General features: G+C 71.3%; 30 protein-coding genes. All 30 read right to left on the reverse strand.

The features are described 5' to 3' along the window. Window positions 1-87: 87 nt before the first annotated feature. The 30 genes from rpsK to fusA all read right to left on the reverse strand — a co-directional run bounded on the left by rpsK (window position 88) and on the right by fusA (window position 18,546). A complete protein-coding gene (rpsK, locus tag FHN55_RS01305; protein WP_139710024.1) occupies window positions 88-501 on the reverse strand; it encodes a 30S ribosomal protein S11 in 414 nt (137 codons plus the stop codon). 113 nt (window positions 502-614) lie between these two features. Continuing rightward, window positions 615-995, reverse strand: a complete 381-nt coding sequence (gene rpsM / locus FHN55_RS01310; protein WP_139710027.1) for a 30S ribosomal protein S13 — start codon at window positions 993-995, stop codon at window positions 615-617. Window positions 996-1,177: 182 nt separating this feature from the next. Further along, window positions 1,178-1,291, reverse strand: a complete 114-nt coding sequence (gene rpmJ / locus FHN55_RS01315; protein WP_109773067.1) for a 50S ribosomal protein L36 — start codon at window positions 1,289-1,291, stop codon at window positions 1,178-1,180. Window positions 1,292-1,352: 61 nt separating this feature from the next. Beyond that, a complete protein-coding gene (gene infA / locus FHN55_RS01320) occupies window positions 1,353-1,574 on the reverse strand; it encodes a translation initiation factor IF-1 (RefSeq protein WP_109773068.1) in 222 nt (73 codons plus the stop codon). A gap of 191 nt (window positions 1,575-1,765) precedes the next feature. After that, window positions 1,766-2,611, reverse strand: a complete 846-nt coding sequence (map, locus tag FHN55_RS01325; RefSeq protein ID WP_257570628.1) for a type I methionyl aminopeptidase — start codon at window positions 2,609-2,611, stop codon at window positions 1,766-1,768. Window positions 2,612-2,645: 34 nt separating this feature from the next. Then, window positions 2,646-3,308: an adenylate kinase gene (locus FHN55_RS01330; protein WP_180357563.1), complete on the reverse strand. Its 663-nt coding sequence runs from the start codon at window positions 3,306-3,308 to the stop codon at window positions 2,646-2,648. Beyond that, window positions 3,305-4,609: a preprotein translocase subunit SecY gene (secY, locus tag FHN55_RS01335; protein ID WP_139710029.1), complete on the reverse strand. Its 1,305-nt coding sequence runs from the start codon at window positions 4,607-4,609 to the stop codon at window positions 3,305-3,307. Before secY ends, FHN55_RS01330 begins: the two co-directional genes overlap by 4 nt. A gap of 347 nt (window positions 4,610-4,956) precedes the next feature. Continuing rightward, window positions 4,957-5,415 (reverse strand): 50S ribosomal protein L15, encoded by a 459-nt coding sequence (gene rplO, locus FHN55_RS01340; protein WP_139710031.1) that lies wholly within the window; start codon window positions 5,413-5,415, stop codon window positions 4,957-4,959. Further along, complete coding sequence (gene rpmD, locus FHN55_RS01345) at window positions 5,415-5,600, reverse strand: 50S ribosomal protein L30 (RefSeq protein ID WP_139710033.1); 186 nt, start codon at window positions 5,598-5,600, stop codon at window positions 5,415-5,417. Before rpmD ends, rplO begins: the two co-directional genes overlap by 1 nt. Next, complete coding sequence (gene rpsE, locus FHN55_RS01350; protein WP_139710035.1) at window positions 5,600-6,253, reverse strand: 30S ribosomal protein S5; 654 nt, start codon at window positions 6,251-6,253, stop codon at window positions 5,600-5,602. The genes rpmD and rpsE overlap by 1 nt, the downstream gene beginning before the upstream one ends. 37 nt (window positions 6,254-6,290) lie before the next feature. Then, window positions 6,291-6,686, reverse strand: coding sequence for a 50S ribosomal protein L18 (rplR, locus tag FHN55_RS01355; protein ID WP_139710037.1), 396 nt, complete (start codon window positions 6,684-6,686; stop codon window positions 6,291-6,293). A 2-nt stretch (window positions 6,687-6,688) separates the two neighbouring features. Continuing rightward, on the reverse strand, window positions 6,689-7,237 hold the full coding sequence (gene rplF / locus FHN55_RS01360; RefSeq protein WP_139710039.1) for a 50S ribosomal protein L6: 549 nt from the start codon (window positions 7,235-7,237) through the stop codon (window positions 6,689-6,691). 11 nt (window positions 7,238-7,248) lie between these two features. Next, window positions 7,249-7,647, reverse strand: coding sequence for a 30S ribosomal protein S8 (rpsH, locus tag FHN55_RS01365; protein WP_139710041.1), 399 nt, complete (start codon window positions 7,645-7,647; stop codon window positions 7,249-7,251). A gap of 97 nt (window positions 7,648-7,744) precedes the next feature. Further along, window positions 7,745-7,930, reverse strand: a complete 186-nt coding sequence (locus FHN55_RS01370; protein WP_109773078.1) for a type Z 30S ribosomal protein S14 — start codon at window positions 7,928-7,930, stop codon at window positions 7,745-7,747. A 22-nt stretch (window positions 7,931-7,952) separates the two neighbouring features. Beyond that, the gene (gene rplE / locus FHN55_RS01375; protein WP_139710043.1) at window positions 7,953-8,549 is read right to left on the reverse strand and encodes a 50S ribosomal protein L5; all 597 of its coding nucleotides are present in this window, start codon (window positions 8,547-8,549) and stop codon (window positions 7,953-7,955) included. Beyond that, window positions 8,546-8,914 (reverse strand): 50S ribosomal protein L24, encoded by a 369-nt coding sequence (rplX, locus tag FHN55_RS01380; RefSeq protein WP_139710045.1) that lies wholly within the window; start codon window positions 8,912-8,914, stop codon window positions 8,546-8,548. Before rplX ends, rplE begins: the two co-directional genes overlap by 4 nt. A 3-nt stretch (window positions 8,915-8,917) precedes the next feature. Beyond that, the gene (gene rplN, locus FHN55_RS01385) at window positions 8,918-9,286 is read right to left on the reverse strand and encodes a 50S ribosomal protein L14 (protein WP_139710047.1); all 369 of its coding nucleotides are present in this window, start codon (window positions 9,284-9,286) and stop codon (window positions 8,918-8,920) included. A 98-nt stretch (window positions 9,287-9,384) separates the two neighbouring features. Then, window positions 9,385-9,669: a 30S ribosomal protein S17 gene (rpsQ, locus tag FHN55_RS01390; protein ID WP_139710049.1), complete on the reverse strand. Its 285-nt coding sequence runs from the start codon at window positions 9,667-9,669 to the stop codon at window positions 9,385-9,387. Then, on the reverse strand, window positions 9,666-9,899 hold the full coding sequence (gene rpmC / locus FHN55_RS01395; protein WP_109773083.1) for a 50S ribosomal protein L29: 234 nt from the start codon (window positions 9,897-9,899) through the stop codon (window positions 9,666-9,668). Before rpmC ends, rpsQ begins: the two co-directional genes overlap by 4 nt. Beyond that, the gene (rplP, locus tag FHN55_RS01400; protein ID WP_139710052.1) at window positions 9,899-10,318 is read right to left on the reverse strand and encodes a 50S ribosomal protein L16; all 420 of its coding nucleotides are present in this window, start codon (window positions 10,316-10,318) and stop codon (window positions 9,899-9,901) included. Before rplP ends, rpmC begins: the two co-directional genes overlap by 1 nt. A 3-nt stretch (window positions 10,319-10,321) precedes the next feature. Beyond that, window positions 10,322-11,146: a 30S ribosomal protein S3 gene (gene rpsC, locus FHN55_RS01405; protein ID WP_139710054.1), complete on the reverse strand. Its 825-nt coding sequence runs from the start codon at window positions 11,144-11,146 to the stop codon at window positions 10,322-10,324. Continuing rightward, window positions 11,146-11,550, reverse strand: coding sequence for a 50S ribosomal protein L22 (gene rplV, locus FHN55_RS01410; protein WP_139710056.1), 405 nt, complete (start codon window positions 11,548-11,550; stop codon window positions 11,146-11,148). Before rplV ends, rpsC begins: the two co-directional genes overlap by 1 nt. Window positions 11,551-11,608: 58 nt before the next feature. Next, window positions 11,609-11,890, reverse strand: a complete 282-nt coding sequence (gene rpsS / locus FHN55_RS01415; protein WP_139710058.1) for a 30S ribosomal protein S19 — start codon at window positions 11,888-11,890, stop codon at window positions 11,609-11,611. 15 nt (window positions 11,891-11,905) lie between these two features. Further along, complete coding sequence (gene rplB, locus FHN55_RS01420; protein WP_139710060.1) at window positions 11,906-12,742, reverse strand: 50S ribosomal protein L2; 837 nt, start codon at window positions 12,740-12,742, stop codon at window positions 11,906-11,908. 1 nt (window position 12,743) lies between these two features. Continuing rightward, window positions 12,744-13,085, reverse strand: a complete 342-nt coding sequence (gene rplW / locus FHN55_RS01425; RefSeq protein WP_139710062.1) for a 50S ribosomal protein L23 — start codon at window positions 13,083-13,085, stop codon at window positions 12,744-12,746. After that, window positions 13,082-13,765, reverse strand: coding sequence for a 50S ribosomal protein L4 (gene rplD / locus FHN55_RS01430; RefSeq protein ID WP_139710064.1), 684 nt, complete (start codon window positions 13,763-13,765; stop codon window positions 13,082-13,084). The genes rplW and rplD overlap by 4 nt, the downstream gene beginning before the upstream one ends. 5 nt (window positions 13,766-13,770) lie before the next feature. Further along, window positions 13,771-14,442, reverse strand: coding sequence for a 50S ribosomal protein L3 (gene rplC, locus FHN55_RS01435; RefSeq protein WP_180357564.1), 672 nt, complete (start codon window positions 14,440-14,442; stop codon window positions 13,771-13,773). A gap of 40 nt (window positions 14,443-14,482) precedes the next feature. After that, a complete protein-coding gene (gene rpsJ, locus FHN55_RS01440; protein ID WP_109773091.1) occupies window positions 14,483-14,791 on the reverse strand; it encodes a 30S ribosomal protein S10 in 309 nt (102 codons plus the stop codon). Between the two features lie 411 nt (window positions 14,792-15,202). Then, the gene (tuf, locus tag FHN55_RS01445) at window positions 15,203-16,396 is read right to left on the reverse strand and encodes an elongation factor Tu (RefSeq protein ID WP_139710066.1); all 1,194 of its coding nucleotides are present in this window, start codon (window positions 16,394-16,396) and stop codon (window positions 15,203-15,205) included. 65 nt (window positions 16,397-16,461) lie between these two features. Beyond that, window positions 16,462-18,546, reverse strand: coding sequence for an elongation factor G (gene fusA / locus FHN55_RS01450; protein ID WP_218974262.1), 2,085 nt, complete (start codon window positions 18,544-18,546; stop codon window positions 16,462-16,464). Between the last annotated feature and the right edge of the window lie 48 nt (window positions 18,547-18,594).

Below are 18,594 nucleotides of genomic sequence, written 5' to 3' on the forward strand. Positions count from 1 at the left end.
TCGGTCTGCCGCCCGGGGGTGGGGCTGGTGGAGCTGGTGGAGCTCGTCGTGGCGCGGGCCGCAGGGGCCCGCGCCACGGCAGGGAGGTCAGACGCGGCGGCGCTTCGGGGGGCGCGTGCCGTTGTGCGGGACGGGCGTGACGTCGGAGATCTGCCCGACCTCCAGGCCGGTGGCCTGCAGGGAGCGGATCGCGGTCTCGCGGCCGGAGCCGGGGCCCTTGACGAACACGTCGACCTTGCGCATCCCGTGCTCCTGCGCGCGGCGGGCGGCGGCCTCGGCGGCCATCTGGGCGGCGAAGGGGGTGGACTTGCGCGAGCCCTTGAAGCCGACCTGGCCCGCGGAGGCCCAGGAGATCACGGCGCCCGAGGGGTCGGTGATCGAGACGATCGTGTTGTTGAAGGTGCTCTTGATGTGCGCCTGGCCGACGGCGACGTTCTTCCGCTCCTTGCGGCGCGGGCGGCGGGCTGCGCCGGCGGCGGCGCGGCGGGTCGTGGGGGGCATGGCTCTTCTCCTGGGTCCGAGGGTCTCGTGTGCGGCTGGCCGGTGGGGCCGTGGGGCGGCTGGCGGACGTGGCGCCGTGCTGTGGACGGGCGCGGGCGCCGCTCAGCCGCGCGTCACTTGCGCCCGGCCTTCTTCTTGCCGGCGACCGTGCGCTTCGGGCCCTTGCGGGTGCGCGCGTTGGTCTTGGTGCGCTGGCCGCGCACGGGCAGGCCGCGGCGGTGCCGCAGGCCCTCGTAGGTGCCGATCTCGACCTTGCGGCGGATGTCGGCGGACACCTCGCGGCGGAGGTCGCCCTCGACCCGGTAGTTGGCCTCGATGTACTCGCGCAGCGCGACCTGCTCGGGCTCGCCGAGGTCGCGCACGCGGGTGTCACCGCTGATGCCGGTCGCTGCGAGCACCTCGAGCGCACGGGTGCGGCCGATGCCGAAGATGTAGGTGAGCGCCACCTCGAGCCGCTTCTCGCGGGGGAGGTCGACGCCGACGATGCGTGCCACTGCTGTCCTGTCCGTCGTCCGGAGGTCTGCGGCAGCCCGTGCCCCGCCGGTCGGCGGGTCCCCGGCCTCCGGGCCGGGGGTGTCGGCCCTGGGGGCCGTGGGCTGCTCTGCGTGCTGGTGGACCCTGCGGGTCCGGGTGGAGCGGGTGGAGCTGGTGCTGCGTCGTGCGGGTGGTGCTCTGCTCAGCCCTGGCGCTGCTTGTGGCGCAGGTTCTCGCAGATGACCATCACGCGACCGTGCCGGCGGATCACCTTGCACTTGTCGCAGATCTGCTTGACGCTCGGCTTGACCTTCATGATCGTCCTGTCGTGCGGGAGTGGCTGAGGGTGGGGAGCTGCGAGCCGTGGTGCGAGCGGCTCACTTGTAGCGGTAGACGATGCGACCGCGGGAGAGGTCGTACGGGCTGAGCTCCACGACCACGCGGTCCTCCGGGAGGATGCGGATGTAGTGCTGCCGCATCTTCCCCGAGATGTGCGCGAGCACCTTGTGGCCGTTCGAGAGCTCCACGCGGAACATGGCGTTCGGCAGGGCCTCGACCACCGCGCCCTCGATCTCGATGACGCCGTCCTTCTTGGGCATGTCCTCCGCTCACCGGCCGGCGGCGCGCTGGCGCCTCCGGCCCTTGCAACTGGTCGTCGTCCGGCCGTGAGGGCCGGTCGGGCTCCGCAGGTGACCGACCGGGAGAGGGCGGACGCACGGGAGCGACCCTCCATGCTAAGCCACAGCACCCGGCTCGGTGAAATCGCTCCCCCCGCCGCCTGCGCAGCCCCTCACGCCAGGGGCGCCAGGGGCGCCACCTGCACGCCCCGGGCACCCAGCTCGGCCGCACCCCCGTCCTCGGCGGTGAGGACCCACGCACCGCGCTCCCCCAGGGCCACGGTGTGCTCCCAGTGCGCGGCGCGGCTGCCGTCGGTGGTGACCACCGTCCAGCCGTCCTCGAGGACGTCGGTGTCGGCGGTGCCCCGCGAGAGCATCGGCTCCACCGCCACGCACAGCCCGGGCCGCAGCTTGGGCCCGCGCGACCGGCTCCGGTGGTTGAGCACCTCCGGCGGCTGGTGCATCGCCGTGCCGATGCCGTGGCCGACGTACCCGTCGACCACTGCCAGGGGCGCTCCCCCGGCCGCCGCGGCCTCCTCCGCGCACCCCTCGACGGCGTCCCCCACCACGCCGAGCCGCTGGCCCTGCGCGAGGCCGCGGGCGAGGGCGGCGATGCCCTCCCACATCGAGGCGCGCGTGGTCTCCACGAGCGCGACGTCCGCCGGGTCGTGGTGCTCGGGATCCCCGACGAGCACCGAGAACGCCGCGTCCCCGTGCCAGCCGTCCACCACGGCGCCGCAGTCGACGCTGAGCACGTCGCCCGCCACGAGCACGCGGTCCCCCGGGATGCCGTGCACCACCTCGGCTCCCACGGACGTGCACAGGGTGCGCGGGTACCCGTGGTAGCCGAGGAACGACGGCACGGCGCCCGCGTCGCGGATGACCTGCGCCGCGACGTCGTCGAGGTCGCCCGTCGTCACGCCCGGGCGCACGGCGGCGCGGACCGCGGCGAGCGCCTCGGCCACCACCAGCCCGGCCCGGCGCATGAGCAGCACCTGCTCGGGCCGCTTGTACTCGATCCGCTCGCGCCCCAGCACCGCTGCGGGCCCGCCCTCAGGCGCCGGCGGCGGCGGCGCTGCTGGCGTCGCCACCGGCGGCGCGCAGGGCCGCCGCGACGCGCCGCGAGACCTCGTCGACCGCACCCACGCCGTCGACCGTGACGAGCAGCCCCCGCGTCGCGTACGCCGCCGCCAGCGGGGCGGTCTGCTCGGCGTAGACCTCCAGGCGCCGGCGCACGACCTCCTCGGTGTCGTCGCTGCGGCCCTGCTCGCTGGCGCGCTTGAGGAGCCTCTCGACGACGACGTCGACGTCCGCGGTGATCTCGAGCACCGCGTCCAGGCCCGTCCCGGCGGCGGCGAGCACCTCGTCGAGCGTGCGCACCTGGGCGGTGGTGCGGGGGTAGCCGTCCAGCAGGAAGCCCGCGGAGGCGTCCGGCTGGGACAGGCGGTCCGCGACCATGCGGTTGGTGACGTCGTCGGGGACGTACTCGCCGGCGTCCATGTACCGCTGCGCCTCGCGGCCCAGGTCCGTCCCCGCGGCCTTGTTGGCGCGGAAGATGTCGCCGGTGGAGATGGCGGGGACGCCCAGCCGCTCGGCCAGCAGCGCGGCCTGCGTGCCCTTGCCCGCTCCGGGCGGGCCGAGCAGGACCACGCGCGACGGCGTGGCGGCGGGGCCGGCGTCGACGGCGGTGGGGCGGGAGTCAGGGCTGTCGGTCATCGGAGGAACCCCTCGTAGTGGCGCTGCTGGAGCTGGGACTCGATCTGCTTCACCGTCTCCAGGCCGACGCCGACGACGATGAGGATGGACGTACCACCGAAGGGGAAGTTCTGGTTGGCGCCGACCGCCACGAGGGCGACCAGCGGCACCAGCGCCACGAGCCCCAGGTAGAGGGCTCCCGGCAGGGTGATGCGCGTGAGGACGTGGTCGAGGTACTCGGCCGTGGGGCGGCCCGCGCGGACGCCGGGGATGAACCCGCCCACCCGCTTGATGTTGTCGGCCACCTCGTCCGGGTTGAACGTGATGGCGACGTAGAAGTACGTGAAGAACACGATGAGCAGGACGTAGGCGACGATGTACGCCGGGTGGTCGCCGCGCGTGAACGTGTTCTGGATGAAGATCACCCAGCTGTCGGTCGGGTCGCCGAACTGGGCGGCCAGGGCCGGCAGGTACAGCAGGGACGAGGCGAAGATGACCGGGATGACGCCGGCCATGTTGACCTTCATCGGGATGTAGGTGCTCGTGCCCCCGTACATGCGGCGGCCCACCATGCGCTTGGCGTACTGCACCGGGATGCGCCGCTGGGACTGCTCGACGAAGACGACGGCGGCCACGATGAGCAGGCCGACGGCGATGACGAGCGCCATCGTGCCCCAGCCCCGCTCGCGCCCGATGGCGGCGATCGAGGTCGGGAACTGGGCGGCGACGGAGGTGAAGATGAGCAGCGACATGCCGTTGCCGACACCGCGCTCGGTCACCATCTCGCCCATCCACATCACCAGGCCGGTGCCGGCCGTCATGGTCAGCACCATGAGGAGCAGCACGGGCACGGAGTCGTCGGGGATGACGTCGGCGCAGGCGCCGGAGCTCGAGCCGAAGAGGTTGCCGGAGCGGGCGACCGCCACGTAGGTGGTGGACTGCAGCACCGCCAGGGCGATGGTCAGGTACCGCGTGTACTGCGTCAGCTTCGCGGTGCCGGACTGCCCCTCCTTGTGCAGCTCCTCGAAGCGGGGGATCACCACCCGGAGCAGCTGGATGATGATGCTCGCGGTGATGTACGGCATGATCCCCAGCGCGAAGACGCTGAGCTGGAGCAGCGCACCGCCGCTGAAGAGGTTGACCAGCCCCAGCAGGTCGCTCTGGGTGTCGATGCCCGCGAGGCACTGCTGCACGTTGGTGTAGCTGACGCCCGGCGCCGGCACGAAGGACCCGAGGCGGAACACCGCCATGATCGCCAGCGTGAAGACGATCTTGCGTCGCAGGTCGGGCGTCCTGAACGCCCGCACGAACGCACCTAGCACGTGTCCTCCTGGTCAGTCTCCGCCGGCACCTCGTCCGAGGCTCGGCTGCGAGCGCGGCACCTGCCGCGGCCCGCGGGGGGCCGTGACGGCGGCGCGGGTCTGTCACGACGCGCCCCGCGGTGCCAGCGCCCCGCTCGAGGTCGCCCGAGCGGCCCGGGTGCCGACCCGGCGAGGTTACCCGGCGCGGTGACCCGCCGTGGCGCCTCCGCACCTCCGGGGTGCGCGGGCCCTCGGCGGACCACCGGCGGGGCCGGGCGGACAGAGGGCCCGGACCGCGCTGCTGCGCGGTCCGGGCCCTCTGGCGCCGCGCCGGCCCCCCTGGCGGGGGGACCGGCGGCCGCACCCGGTCAGAGCCGGGTGGTGGTCCCGCCGGCGGCGGCGATCTTCGCCTCCGCCGACGCCGAGAACGCGTGCGCGGTCACCTGGACCGGGACGCTGATGTCACCGGTGCCGAGCACCTTGACGCGCTGCCCGGCGCGCACGGCACCGACGGCCACGAGCTCGTCCACACCGACCTCGCCGCCCTGGGGGAACAGCTCGGAGATGCGGTCCAGGTTCACGACCTGGGACACGACCTTCGCGGGGTTGGTGAAGCCGCGCAGCTTGGGCAGGCGCATGTGCAGGGGCATCTGGCCACCCTCGAAGCGCGCGGACACCTGGTAGCGGGCCTTCGTGCCCTTGGTGCCGCGGCCGGCGGTCTTGCCCTTGCTGGCCTCACCACGACCCACGCGGGTCTTCGCGGTCTTCGCCCCGGGGGCGGGCCGCAGGTGGTGGACCTTCAACGTGTGCTCAGTGGTCTCGCTCATCAGCTGCTGACCTCCTCCACGGTCACGAGGTGGCGCACCGCGCGCAGCATGCCCAGCACCTCGGGGCGGTCCTCACGGACGACCGACTGGCCGATCCGCTTGAGACCGAGGGTGCGCAGCGTGTCGCGGTGGTTCTGCTTGCCACCGATCTCAGACTTGACCTGGGTCACCTTGAGCTGCGCCATCAGACGGCCGCCGCCCTGGCCCGCAGGAGGGCCGCCGGAGCGACCTCCTCGACCGACAGGCCGCGGCGCGCCGCGACGGACTCGGGCTGCTCGAGGCCCTTCAGCGCGGTCACCGTGGCGTGCACGATGTTGATCGCGTTGGAGGAGCCCAGGGACTTGCTCAGCACGTCGTGGATGCCGGCGCACTCGAGCACGGCGCGCACCGGGCCACCGGCGATGACGCCGGTACCGGGGCTCGCCGGGCGCAGCAGCACGACGCCAGCAGCGTCCTCGCCCTGCACCGGGTGGGGGATCGTGCCCTGGATCCGGGGGACGCGGAAGAAGTTCTTCTTCGCCTCCTCCACGCCCTTGGCGATCGCCGCGGGCACCTCCTTGGCCTTGCCGTAGCCGACGCCGAGGGTGCCGTCGCCGTCACCCACCACGACGAGCGCGGTGAAGCTGAAGCGCCGGCCGCCCTTGACGACCTTGGCGACGCGGTTGATGGTCACGACGCGCTCCAGGAACTGGCTGCGCTCGGCGTCACCGCCGCGGCCGCCGCGGTCGTTGCCGCCGCGCCCGCCCCGGTCGTTGCCGCCGCGCTGGCCGCGGTCGTTCCCCGGGCCGCCGGTCCCGCTGGGGGGGCCACCGGCGCCCCTGCGCTGTGGTCCGGGCATCAGGCGTTCCTTCCGTTGGTCAGGTTCGTACGGGTGCTCACAGGGAGAGCCCCCCCTCGCGGGCGCCGTCCGCGACCGCGGCCACACGGCCGTGGTAGCGGTTGCCGCCGCGGTCGAAGACCACGGCCTCCACGCCCGCGGCCCTGGCGCGCTCGGCGACGAGCTCGCCGACGCGTCGGGCCTTGGCCGTCTTGTCGCCGTCGTGCCCGCGCAGGTCGGCCTCCATGGTGGAGGCCGACGCCAGCGTGCGGCCGACGGTGTCGTCCACGACCTGGACGGCGATGTGCCGCGCGGAGCGGACGACCACCAGCCGCGGACGGACCGCGGTGCCGGTGACCTTCTTGCGCACGCGCAGGTGGCGGCGGGAGCGGGCGGCGGAGCCCGTCTTGGCAGCGCCCTTGCGGAGGAGCTTCGTCCTACTGGCGAGAGCCATGACTACTTACCAGCCTTCCCGACCTTGCGCCGGACGACCTCGCCGGCGTAGCGCACGCCCTTGCCCTTGTAGGGGTCGGGCTTGCGCAGCTTGCGGATGTTCGCAGCGACCTCACCGACGCGCTGCTTGTCGATGCCCGCCACCGCGAAGCGGTTGGGGGCGGACACCGTGAGGGTGATGCCCTCGGGTGCCTTGACCAGCACGGGGTGGCTGAAGCCGAGGGCGAACTCCAGGTCGGAACCGCGTGCCTGCACGCGGTAGCCGGTACCCACGATCTCCATCTGCTTCTCGAAGCCCTGCGTCACGCCGGTGACCATGTTGGCCAGCAGCGTGCGGGTCAGGCCGTGCAGCGACTTGGACAGCCGCTCGTCGTTCGGACGCGTGACGGCGAGGACGCCGTCCTCACCGCGGTCGACGGACAGCGGCGCGGGCACGGTGTGCGTGAGGGTCCCCTTGGGGCCCTTGACGGTGACGGTGCGGCCCTCGGCACCGTCGATGGTGACGTCCACCCCGGCCGGCACGGCCACGGGGAGCCTTCCGATGCGCGACATGCTCTACCCCCTCACCAGACGTAGGCGAGGACTTCCCCGCCCACGCCCTGCTTGCTCGCCTGGCGGTCGGTCAGGAGGCCGGAGGAGGTCGAGAGGATCGCCACCCCCAGGCCACCGAGGACGCGCGGCAGGTTGGTCGACTTGGCGTACACGCGCAGACCGGGCTTGCTGACGCGGCGCAGGCCGGCGATCGAGCGCTCCCGGTTGGGGCCGTACTTGAGGTCCAGCACGAGGCGCTTGCCCACCTCGGCGTCCTCGACGCGCCACGAGGCGATGTAACCCTCGCTCTTGAGGATCTCCGCCACGCGGGACTTCAGCTTGCTGTAGGGCATGGCGACGTCGTCGTGGTACGCCGAGTTGGCGTTCCGCAGGCGCGTCAGCATGTCCGCGATCGGGTCGGTCATGGTCATCGGGCTCGTCCGCCCTTCCTCGCCGTGGTCCCCCGGACGGCTGTCCGTGCGGGGCCTGCGGCGCAGTGGTTCAACAGGAGTGTGAGGAGCGTGCTGCTTACCAGGAGCTCTTGGTGATGCCCGGGAGCTCGCCGCGGTGGGCCATGTCTCGCAGGCACACGCGGCACAGGCCGAACTTGCGGTACACCGAGTGCGGGCGACCGCACTTCTGGCAGCGGGTGTAGGCGCGCACGGCGAACTTCGGCTTGCGCGACGCCTTGACGATCAGAGCGGTCTTGGCCATGGGTGTCTGCCTCAGTCCTCGGTCAGTTCTCGCGGAACGGGAAGCCGAGCAGGCGCAGCAGCGCCCGGCCCTCGTCGTCGCTCGTCGCGGTGGTGACGACCGTGATGTCCATGCCGCGGACGCGGTCGATCTTGTCCTGGTCGATCTCGTGGAACATCGACTGCTCGTCGAGGCCGAAGGTGTAGTTGCCGCGGCCGTCGAACTGCTTGGGCGAGAGCCCGCGGAAGTCCCTGATCCGGGGCAGCGCGAGGCTGACCAGGCGGTCCAGGAACTCCCACATGCGGTCGCCGCGCAGCGTGGCGTGGGCGCCGATCGGCATGCCCTCGCGCAGCTTGAACTGCGCGATGGACTTGCGCGCCTTCGTCACCGCCGGGCGCTGGCCCGTGATGAGCGTGAGGTCGCGCACGGCGCCGTCGATGAGCTTCGAGTCGCGAGCGGCCTCGCCGACGCCCATGTTCACGACGACCTTGACCAGGCGCGGGACCTGCATCACGTTGTCGTGCTTGAACTGCTCGCGCAGCGCCGGGGCGATCTCCTGGGCGTAGCGCGTCTTCAGGCGCGGCGGCACCTTGGTGCCGGTGGCCTGAGCGTCCGTGCTGGCGGTCGTGTCGGTGCTCATGCGATGTCCTCGCCCGAGCGGCGGGCGACGCGCACGCGCACGGTGCGCTGCACGCCGTCGCGCTCGACGGTCTCGGTGCGGATGCCCACGCGGGTGGGCTTCTTGGTCTTGGGGTCGACGAGCGCGACGTTGCTGATGTGCAGCGGCGCCTCGTGCGTCTCGATGCCACCGGTGCGCGAGCCGCGGGCGGTCTGGCCGGCCTTCACGTGCTTGGTCACGCGGTTGATGCCCTCGACCAGGACGCGGCCGCGGTCGGGGTAGACCTCGAGGACGCGGCCGGTCTTGCCGCGGTCGCCACCACGGGCCTGCTTCTTGCCGGTGATGACCTGGACCAGGTCACCCTTCTTGATGCGGGTCTTGGCCATGGGTCAGAGCACCTCCGGGGCGAGCGAGATGATCCGCATGAACTTCTTGTCCCGCAGCTCGCGGCCCACCGGGCCGAAGATGCGGGTGCCGCGCGGGTCGCCGTCGTTGCGCAGGATCACCGCGGCGTTCTCGTCGAAGCGGATGTATGAGCCGTCCGGACGACGGTTCTCCTTGGTGGTGCGGACGACGACCGCCTTGACGACGTCGCCCTTCTTGACGGCACCCCCGGGGATGGCGTCCTTGACGGTGGCGACGATGACGTCGCCGATGCCGGCGTAGCGGCGTCCGCTGCCGCCGAGCACGCGGATGCAGAGGATCTCCTTGGCACCCGTGTTGTCGGCGACGCGCAGCCGCGACTCCTGCTGGATCACTGCTTCTCTCCTGTCGTCACGCCGGTCCTCGCCCGCCGCCGGCCAGCCGGCCGGCGGGGGTCGAGCCTCGCGGAACTAGATGGGACCGTGGGGTGGGCTTACTTGGCCCGCTCGAGGACCTCGACCACGCGCCACCGCTTGGTGGCCGACAGCGGACGGGTCTCGGCGATGCTGACGAGGTCGCCGATGCCAGCGGTCTCGTTCTCGTCGTGCGCCTTCACCTTGACGGTGCGGCGGATGACCTTGGCGTAGAGGGGGTGCTTCACGCGGTCCTCGACGGCGACGACCACGGTCTTGGTCATCTTGTCGCTGACCACGTAGCCGCGGCGCGTCTTGCGGTAGCCGCGGGCCTGGCCCTCGGTGGTGGTGGTGTTCTCGCTCACTGGGCGTCGACCTCCCCGATGCCGAGCTCGCGCTCACGCATCGTCGTGTAGATCCGGGCGATGTCCCGGCGGACGGCGCGCAGCCGGCCGTGGTTCTCGAGCTGCCCGGTGGCCGACTGGAAGCGGAGGTTGAAGAGCTCCTCCTTGGCCTTCCGCAGCTCCTCGACGAGGCGCTCGTCCTCGAAGCCGCGCAGCGCGGTGGGCTCCAAGCCCTTGGACCCGACGGCCATCAGGACAGCCCTCCCTCACGGGTGATGAAGCGGCACTTCATCGGCAGCTTGTGGATCGCGCGCCGCATCGCCTCGCGGGCGATCTCCTCCGGCACGCCGGACAGCTCGAACATCACGCGTCCGGGCTTGACGTTGCTGATCCACCACTCGGGCGAGCCCTTGCCCGAACCCATGCGGGTCTCGGCGGGCTTCTTGGTCAGCGGGCGGTCCGGGTAGATGTTGATCCAGACCTTGCCGCCGCGCTTGATGTGGCGGGTCATGGCGATACGAGCGGACTCGATCTGCCGGTTGGTCACGTAGCCGTGCTCCAGCGCCTGGATGCCGAAGTCACCGAACGTGATCGCGGTGCCGCCGGTGGCCTGGCCACGACGGGTGGGGTGGTGCTGCTTGCGGTGCGCGAGGCGCCGAGGGATCAGCACGGGTCAGCCCTCCGATCCGGGTGCGGACGCCCCGGCCTCGGCCGGAGCGGTGGTGGCGGCGGCGGGGGCCTGGCCCTCGCCGCGCTGCGGGTTGCCCCCGCGCTGGGGACGGTCACCGCGCTGCGGGCGGTCACCGCGCGGCGGACGCGCACCGCGGGGAGCGGTGGCGGCCTGCGCGGCGAGCTCGCGCTGGGTGTGGTCGCCCTTGTAGACCCAGACCTTCACGCCGATGCGGCCGAAGGTGGTCTTGGCCTCGTAGAAGCCGTAGTCGATGTACGCGCGGAGCGTGTGCAGGGGCACACGGCCCTCGCGGTAGAACTCCGAGCGGCTCATCTCGGCGCCACCCAGGCGGCCCGAGCACTGCACGCGGATGCCCTTGGCGCCGGCGCGCTGCGCCGACTGCATGCCCTTGCGCATGGCGCGGCGGAACGACACGCGGCTCGCGAGCTGCTCCGCGATGCCCTGCGCGACCAGCTGCGCCTCGACCTCGGGGTTCTTCACCTCGAGGATGTTCAGCTGGACCTGCTTGCCGGTGAGCTTCTCCAGCTCGCCGCGCAGGCGGTCGGCCTCGGCGCCGCGGCGGCCGATGACGATGCCCGGGCGGGCGGTGTGGATGTCGACGCGCACGCGGTCACGGGTGCGCTCGATCTCGACGCGGGCGATGCCGGCCCGGTCCATGCCCTTCGACATGAGCCGGCGGATCTCCACGTCCTCCTTCACGTAGTCGCGGTAGCGCTGCCCCGGGCGGGTGCTGTCGGCGAACCAGCGCGACCGGTGGTCGGTGGTGATGCCGAGGCGGAACCCGTTCGGGTTGACCTTCTGCCCCATCAGCGGGCCCTCCTCGTCTGCTGGTCACCGCTGGAGGCTCCCGCGCCGGCCTTGTCGGCCTCGGGGGCGACCACCACGGTGATGTGGCTGGTGCGCTTGTTGATCCGGCCCGCGCGGCCCTGGGCCCGCGGCCGGAAGCGCTTCAGCGTGACGCCCTCGTCGACGTACGCCGCGCTGATGACCAGGCTGCGCTCGTCGAAGGCCTCGCTGGCGCGGTCGGCCTTGACCCGGGCGTTCGCGATCGCGCTCTGCACGACCTTGAGCACCGGCTCGCTGGCCGACTGGGGGGCGAAGCTCAGCACCGCCACCGCCTCGCTCGCACGGCGTCCGCGGATCAGGTCCACGACGCGCCGTGCCTTCTGCGGCGTCACGCGGACGTACCGCGCCTGCGCCTTGGCTTCCATGTCTCGTCCTGCCTCGTGTCTCGGCTGGGTCGGGGTGTTCGTCGCCTGCTGACCGGGGTCAGCGGCGACGGCCCCGGCGGTCGTCCTTCTCGTGCCCGCGGAAGGTGCGGGTGGGGGCGAACTCGCCGAGCTTGTGCCCGACCATCGCCTCGGTGACGAACACCGGCACGTGCTTGCGGCCGTCGTGCACGGCGATCGTGTGCCCGAGCATGTCCGGGATGATCATCGAACGGCGCGACCACGTGCGGATGACGTTCTTCGTGCCCTTCTCGTTCTGGGCGTCCACCTTCTTGGCGAGGTGGTCGTCGACGAAGGGGCCCTTCTTCAGGCTGCGCGGCATGGCTCAGCTACTCCCTCAGCGCTTCTTGCCGGCAGTGCGCCGACGGACGATCTGGCGGTCGCTGGCCTTGCCGGGACGGCGGGTACGACCCTCGGCCTGGCCCCAGGGGCTGACCGGGTGACGACCACCGGAGGTCTTGCCCTCACCACCACCGTGCGGGTGGTCGATCGGGTTCATGGCGACACCGCGGACGGTCGGGCGCTTGCCCTTCCAGCGCATGCGGCCGGCCTTGCCCCAGTTGATGTTCGACTGCTCGGCGTTGCCGACCTCGCCGACCGTCGCGCGGCACTCGACCGAGACGGTGCGGACCTCGCCGGACGGCATGCGCAGCTGCGCCGTGCCGCCCTCGCGGGCCACCAGCCGGATCGAGGCGCCGGCCGAGCGGGCCATCTTGGCGCCGCCGCCCGGGCGCAGCTCCACGGCGTGCACGACGGTGCCGACGGGGATGTTGCGCAGCGGCAGGTTGTTGCCCGGCTTGATGTCGGCCTCGGGGCCGTTCTCGATGCGGTCGCCCTGCTTGAGACGGGTCGGCGCCAGGATGTAGCGCTTGGTCCCGTCCACGTAGTGCAGGAGCGCCAGGCGCGCCGTGCGGTTGGGGTCGTACTCGATGTGAGCGACCGTCGCGGGCACGCCGTCCTTGTCGTGGCGGCGGAAGTCGATCACGCGGTAGGCGCGCTTGTGGCCGCCGCCCTGGTGGCGCGTCGTGATGCGGCCGCTGGAGTTGCGGCCGCCCTTCTTCGGCAGCGGGCGGACGAGGGACTTCTCGGGCTCGCTGCGAGTGACCTCGACGAAGTCAGCGACCGAGGAGCCGCGACGGCCCGGCGTGGTGGGCTTGTACTGGCGGATGCCCATCTCAGGCCCCTCCCCCGAAGATGTCGATGGTGCCCTCGCGCAGGGTGACGACGGCGCGCTTGGTGTCCTTGCGCTTGCCGGTCCCCGTGCGCGTGCGGCGCTTCTTGCCCTCGCGGTTGAGGGTGTTGACCGAGGCGACCTTGACGCCGAAGACCTTCTCGACGGCGACCTTGATCTCGGTCTTGTTGGCGCGCGGGTCCACCAGGAACGTGTACTTGCCCTGGTCGAGCAGCGCGTAGCTCTTCTCGGACACGACCGGGGCGACGAGCACGTCGCGCGGGTCCTTGCCGATGCCGGCGAACGCGCTGGTCGCGGTCGACGGCGTGGTGGGCGTCTCGCTCATCGAGCGGCCTCCTCGCTGCGGGTGGCGCCGGCCAGGAAGGCCTCCAGCGCGCCGGAGGTGAACACGACGTCGTCGGAGCACAGGACGTCGTAGGTGTTGAGCTGGTCGGCGAACAGCAGGTGCACGCCGGCCGCGTTCTGCAGGCTCTTCCAGCTCAGCTCGTCGCCGCGCTGCAGCACCACGAGGCGCTGCTGGCGCTCGGACAGGCCGGAGAGCAGGCCGATCGCGCTCTTGGTGCTCGGGACCTCGCCCGCCACGACGGCGGACAGGACGTGCACGCGGGAGTGGCGGGCCCGGTCGGACAGGGCGCCGCGCAGGGCAGCGGCCTTCATCTTCTTGGGCGTCCGCTGGCTGTAGTCACGCGGCTGCGGGCCGTGGACGGTGCCACCGCCGGCGAACTGCGGGGCGCGGGTGGAGCCCTGGCGGGCGCGGCCGGTGCCCTTCTGCTTGTAGGGCTTCTTGCCACCGCCGCGGACCTCGCCGCGGGTCTTGGTGGCGTGCGTGCCCTGGCGGGCCGCGGCCAGCTGGGCCACCACGACCTGGTGGATCAGCGGCACGTTGGTCTGGACGTCGAAGACGGAGCCCGGCAGCGTCGCGGAGCCGGAGGCGGAACCGTCCGGGCCGATGACGTCGACCGTGCGGTCGGCGGGGGCCGTGTCCAGGATCTCGGTGGTGGTCATGGGGCTCAGCCCTCCTGAGCGGCCTTGGCCGCGGTCTTGAGGACGACGACGGCGCCGCGCGGGCCCGGGACGGCGCCCTTGACCAGCACGTAGCCGCGCTCGGCGTCGACGGCGTGGACGAGCAGGTTCTGCGTGGTCTGGCGCTCGCCGCCCATGCGGCCGGCCATGCGCAGGCCCTTGAAGACGCGGCCGGGGGTGGCGCACCCGCCGATGGAGCCCGGCTTGCGGTGGTTGCGGTGCGCACCGTGGCTGGCCGAGACGCCGGCGAAGCCGTGGCGCTTCATGACGCCCGCGAAGCCCTTGCCGCGCGTGGTGCCGCCCACGTCGATGCGCTGGCCGGCGCTGAACAGCTCGACCGTCAGCTCCTGGCCGGCCGCGTACTGCCCGGCGTCGGGGGTGCGCAGCTCCGCGACGTGGCGGCGGGGGGTGGTGCCGGCCTTCTCGAAGTGGCCGGACAGCGGCTTGTTGACCTTGCGCGGGTCGATCGCGCCGAAGGCGATCTGCACAGCGTCGTAGCCGTCGGTCTCGGGGGTGCGCACCTGCGTCACCACGCACGGGCCCGCCTGGATGACGGTCACCGGCACGAGGCGCCCGGCCTCGTCCCAGACCTGGGTCATCCCCAGCTTGGTGCCCAGCAGGCCCGCGACGCGGCGCGGCGCGTCGGTGGTCGTGCTCATCGTCGTTCTCCTCGCAGCTCTGTCTGTTCCGTGACCAGGCTCAGAGCTTGATCTCGATGTTGACGTCGGCGGGGAGGTCGAGGCGCATCAGCGAGTCGACCGCCTTCGGCGTCGGGTCGATGATGTCGATCAGCCGCTTGTGCGTGCGCATCTCGAACTGCTCGCGGCTGTCCTTGTACTTGTGCGGCGAGCGGATGACGACGTACACGTTCTTCTCGGTCGGCAGCGGCACCGGGCCGACCACCGTCGCACCGGCGTTGCTGACCGTGTCGACGATCTTGCGCGCGGAGCTGTCGATGACCTCGTGGTCGTACGACTTCAGCCGGATGCGGATCTTCTGTCCCGCCATGGCCCGTCCCTCTCTCGTCCCGCTGTGCCACGGGGCGGCCACCGGCCCCCGAGGTCGGGCGTGTCGCCCTTCCCCGAGCGCTCTGGCGCGCTGCCACCTGTGGAGGTCTGCTGTCCTGCCCGGTCTCCCGGGCGCCGGCGATCCGTGATGCGCGCCCGTTGGGGGCCCGCAGCGGGGCGCCCCCGCACTGGGCGGGGGCGCGCACGCCGAACGACCCGCCCATCTTGCCAGACGAGACCCTCGCCGGTCCAATCCGCTGGCGGGGCCCCGGGGCGCCCGTCCGGGGCGGCTCGGCACGCCCACCTCCGCGCCCTGCTCCTGGAGCCCCTCGGCGGGGCCCGGGCAGCACGAAGGGCCCGGGAGCTCAGCTCCCGGGCCCTTCGCCGTCATCGTCGCCCCGGAGGGCTCAGATCACTTGATGATCTTGACGACCTGACCGGCGCCCACGGTGCGGCCGCCCTCGCGGATGGCGAAGCGCAGGCCCTCCTCCATGGCGATCGGCTGGATCAGGGCCACCGTCATCTCGGTGTTGTCGCCCGGCATGACCATCTCGGTGCCCTCGGGCAGCGTGATGACGCCGGTGACGTCGGTCGTCCGGAAGTAGAACTGCGGACGGTAGTTCGAGTAGAACGGGTTGTGACGGCCACCCTCGTCCTTGGACAGGATGTAGACGCGCGCCTCGAAGTCGGTGTGGGGGGTGATCGACTTCGGCTTGCAGACGACCTGGCCGCGCTCGACGTCCTCGCGCTTGAGGCCGCGGAGCAGCAGACCGACGTTCTCGCCGGCCTGGCCCTCGTCGAGCAGCTTGCGGAACATCTCGATGCCGGTCACGGTCGTGGACTGCGACGCGGTCTTGATGCCGACGATCTCGACGGTCTCGTTGACCTTGAGGATGCCGCGCTCGATGCGGCCGGTCACCACGGTGCCGCGGCCGGTGATCGTGAAGACGTCCTCGATGGGCATGAGGAACGGCTTGTCGACCTCGCGCTCCGGCTGCGGGATGGAGGCGTCCACCGCGTCCATGAGCTCCATGAGCTTCTCGCCCCACTCGGCGTCGCCCTCGAGCGCCTTCAGCGCGGAGACGCGGACGACGGGCAGGTCGTCACCCGGGAACTCGTAGGAGGACAGCAGCTCGCGGACCTCCATCTCGACGAGCTCGAGGATCTCCTCGTCGTCGACCATGTCGGCCTTGTTCAGCGCCACCACGATGTAGGGGACGCCGACCTGGCGGGCCAGGAGCACGTGCTCCTTGGTCTGCGGCATCGGGCCGTCGGTGGCGGCGACGACGAGGATCGCCCCGTCCATCTGGGCCGCACCGGTGATCATGTTCTTGATGTAGTCGGCGTGCCCGGGGCAGTCGACGTGCGCGTAGTGGCGCGACTCGGTCTGGTACTCGACGTGCGCGATCGAGATCGTGATGCCGCGCTGCTTCTCCTCCGGCGCCTTGTCGATCTGGTCGAACGGCGTGAAGGGGTTCAGGTCCGGGTACTTGTCGTGCAGGACCTTGGAGATCGCCGCGGTCAGCGTCGTCTTGCCGTGGTCGATGTGCCCGATCGTCCCGATGTTGACGTGGGGCTTGGTCCGCTCGAACTTGGCCTTGGCCACTGGGTGTTCCTCCTCGAGATCTGTCTGTCGATGATGCTAACGAACGACCCGACGGGGTCGACAGGTCACTCGCCGCGAGCCTTCTTGATGATCTCCTCGGCCACGTTGCGCGGGACCTCGGCGTAGCTGTCGAACGTCATGGTGTAGACGGCGCGGCCCTGGGTCTTCGACCGGAGGTCTCCGACGTAGCCGAACATCTCCGACAGCGGGACGGACGCCCGGACGATCTTGGCGCCGGAGATGTCCTCCATGGCCTGGATCTGGCCGCGGCGGGAGTTGAGGTCGCCGATGACGTCGCCCATGTAGTCCTCGGGGGTGCGCACCTCGACGGCCATGACGGGCTCCAGGAGCACCGGGTCGGCCTTCTTGACGCCCTCCTTGAGGACCATGGACCCGGCGACCTTGAAGGCCATCTCCGAGGAGTCGACCTCGTGGTACGCGCCGTCGAGCAGGGTGGCCTTGATGCCCACGAGGGGGTAGCCGGCCACCACGCCGAGCTGCATCGCGTCCTGGATGCCCGCGTCGACGCTGGGGATGTACTCGCGCGGCACGCGGCCGCCGGTGACGGCGTTCGCGAACTCGTACATCTGGCCCTCGGAGGTGTCCAGGGGCTCGAACTTGACCTGCACCTTGGCGTACTGGCCGGAGCCGCCGGTCTGCTTCTTGTGGACGTAGTCGATCTTCTCCACCGTGCGGCGGATCGTCTCGCGGTACGCCACCTGCGGCTTGCCGACGCTCGCCTCGACCTTGAACTCGCGGCGCATCCGGTCCACCAGGATGTCGAGGTGGAGCTCGCCCATCCCCTTGATGATGGTCTGGCCGGTCTCCTCGTCGAGCTGGACCTGGAAGGTCGGGTCCTCCTCGGCGAGCTTCTGGATCGCGGTGCCCAGCTTCTCCTGGTCGGCCTTCGTCTTGGGCTCGATGGCCACGGAGATGACGGGCTCCGGGAAGGTCATCGACTCGAGGACGATCTGCGCCGACGGGTCGCTCAGGGTCTCGCCGGTGGTCGTGTCCTTGAGCCCGATCACCGCGTAGATGTGACCGGCAGCCGCCTCGTCGACGGGGTTCTCCTTGTTGGAGTGCATCTGGAAGATCTTCCCGATGCGCTCCTTCTTGCCCTTGGTCGAGTTGATGACCTGGGCGCCCGAGGAGATCCGGCCCGAGTAGACGCGGATGTAAGTGAGCTTGCCGAAGAACGGGTGCGCGGCGATCTTGAAGGCGAGGGCCGAGAAGGGCTCCTCGTACTTCGCCTGGCGCGTGAGCACCTTCTCCTCGTCGTTGGGGGCGTGGCCCTCGACGTCCGGGACGTCCAGCGGGGAGGGGAGGTAGTCGACGACGGCGTCGAGCATGGGCTGCACGCCCTTGTTCTTGAACGCCGAGCCGCACAGCACCGGGTAGAGCTGCGAGGCGATCGTCATCTTGCGGATGGCGCCCTTGATCTCCTCGGGCGTCAGCTCCTCGCCGCCGAGGTACTTCTCGAGCAGCTCCTCGTCGGACTCGGCCACCGTCTCGATGAGCTGGTGGCGGTACTCCGCCGCCTTCTCCGCGAGCTCGGCCGGGATCTCCTCGATCTCGTAGGCCTCGCCCTTGCCCGTCTCGCCGCGCCACACGAGGGCGCGGTTGTAGACCAGGTCGATGCAGCCGATGAAGGTGCTCTCGGAGCCGATCGGCAGCTGGATGACCAGCGGCGTCGCGCCGAGGCGGTCCTTGATGGTCTGGACGGTGAAGTAGAAGTCCGCGCCCAGCTTGTCCATCTTGTTGACGAAGCAGATGCGGGGGACGTCGTACTTGTCCGCCTGGCGCCACACGGTCTCGGACTGGGGCTCGACACCCTCCTTGCCGTCGAAGACGGCGACGGCGCCGTCGAGGACGCGGAGGTTGCGCTCCACCTCGACCGTGAAGTCGACGTGGCCGGGCGTGTCGATGATGTTGAGCTGGGTGCCCTCCCAGAAGCAGGTGGTGGCAGCCGAGGTGATGGTGATCCCCCGCTCCTGCTCCTGCTCCATCCAGTCCATCGTGGCGGCGCCGTCGTGGACCTCGCCGATCTTGTAGTTGATCCCCGTGTAGAAGAGGATCCGCTCGGTCGTCGTGGTCTTGCCGGCGTCGATGTGCGCCATGATGCCGAAGTTGCGGACCTTGTTGAGGTCCATCAGCACGTCGAGTGCCACGCTGTGGTCCTGCCTGTCCGGCCCGCGAGG

The sequence above is a fragment of the Streptomyces sp. NP160 genome, from assembly GCF_006335115.1.
Taxonomy (GTDB): domain Bacteria; phylum Actinomycetota; class Actinomycetes; order Actinomycetales; family Quadrisphaeraceae; genus Quadrisphaera.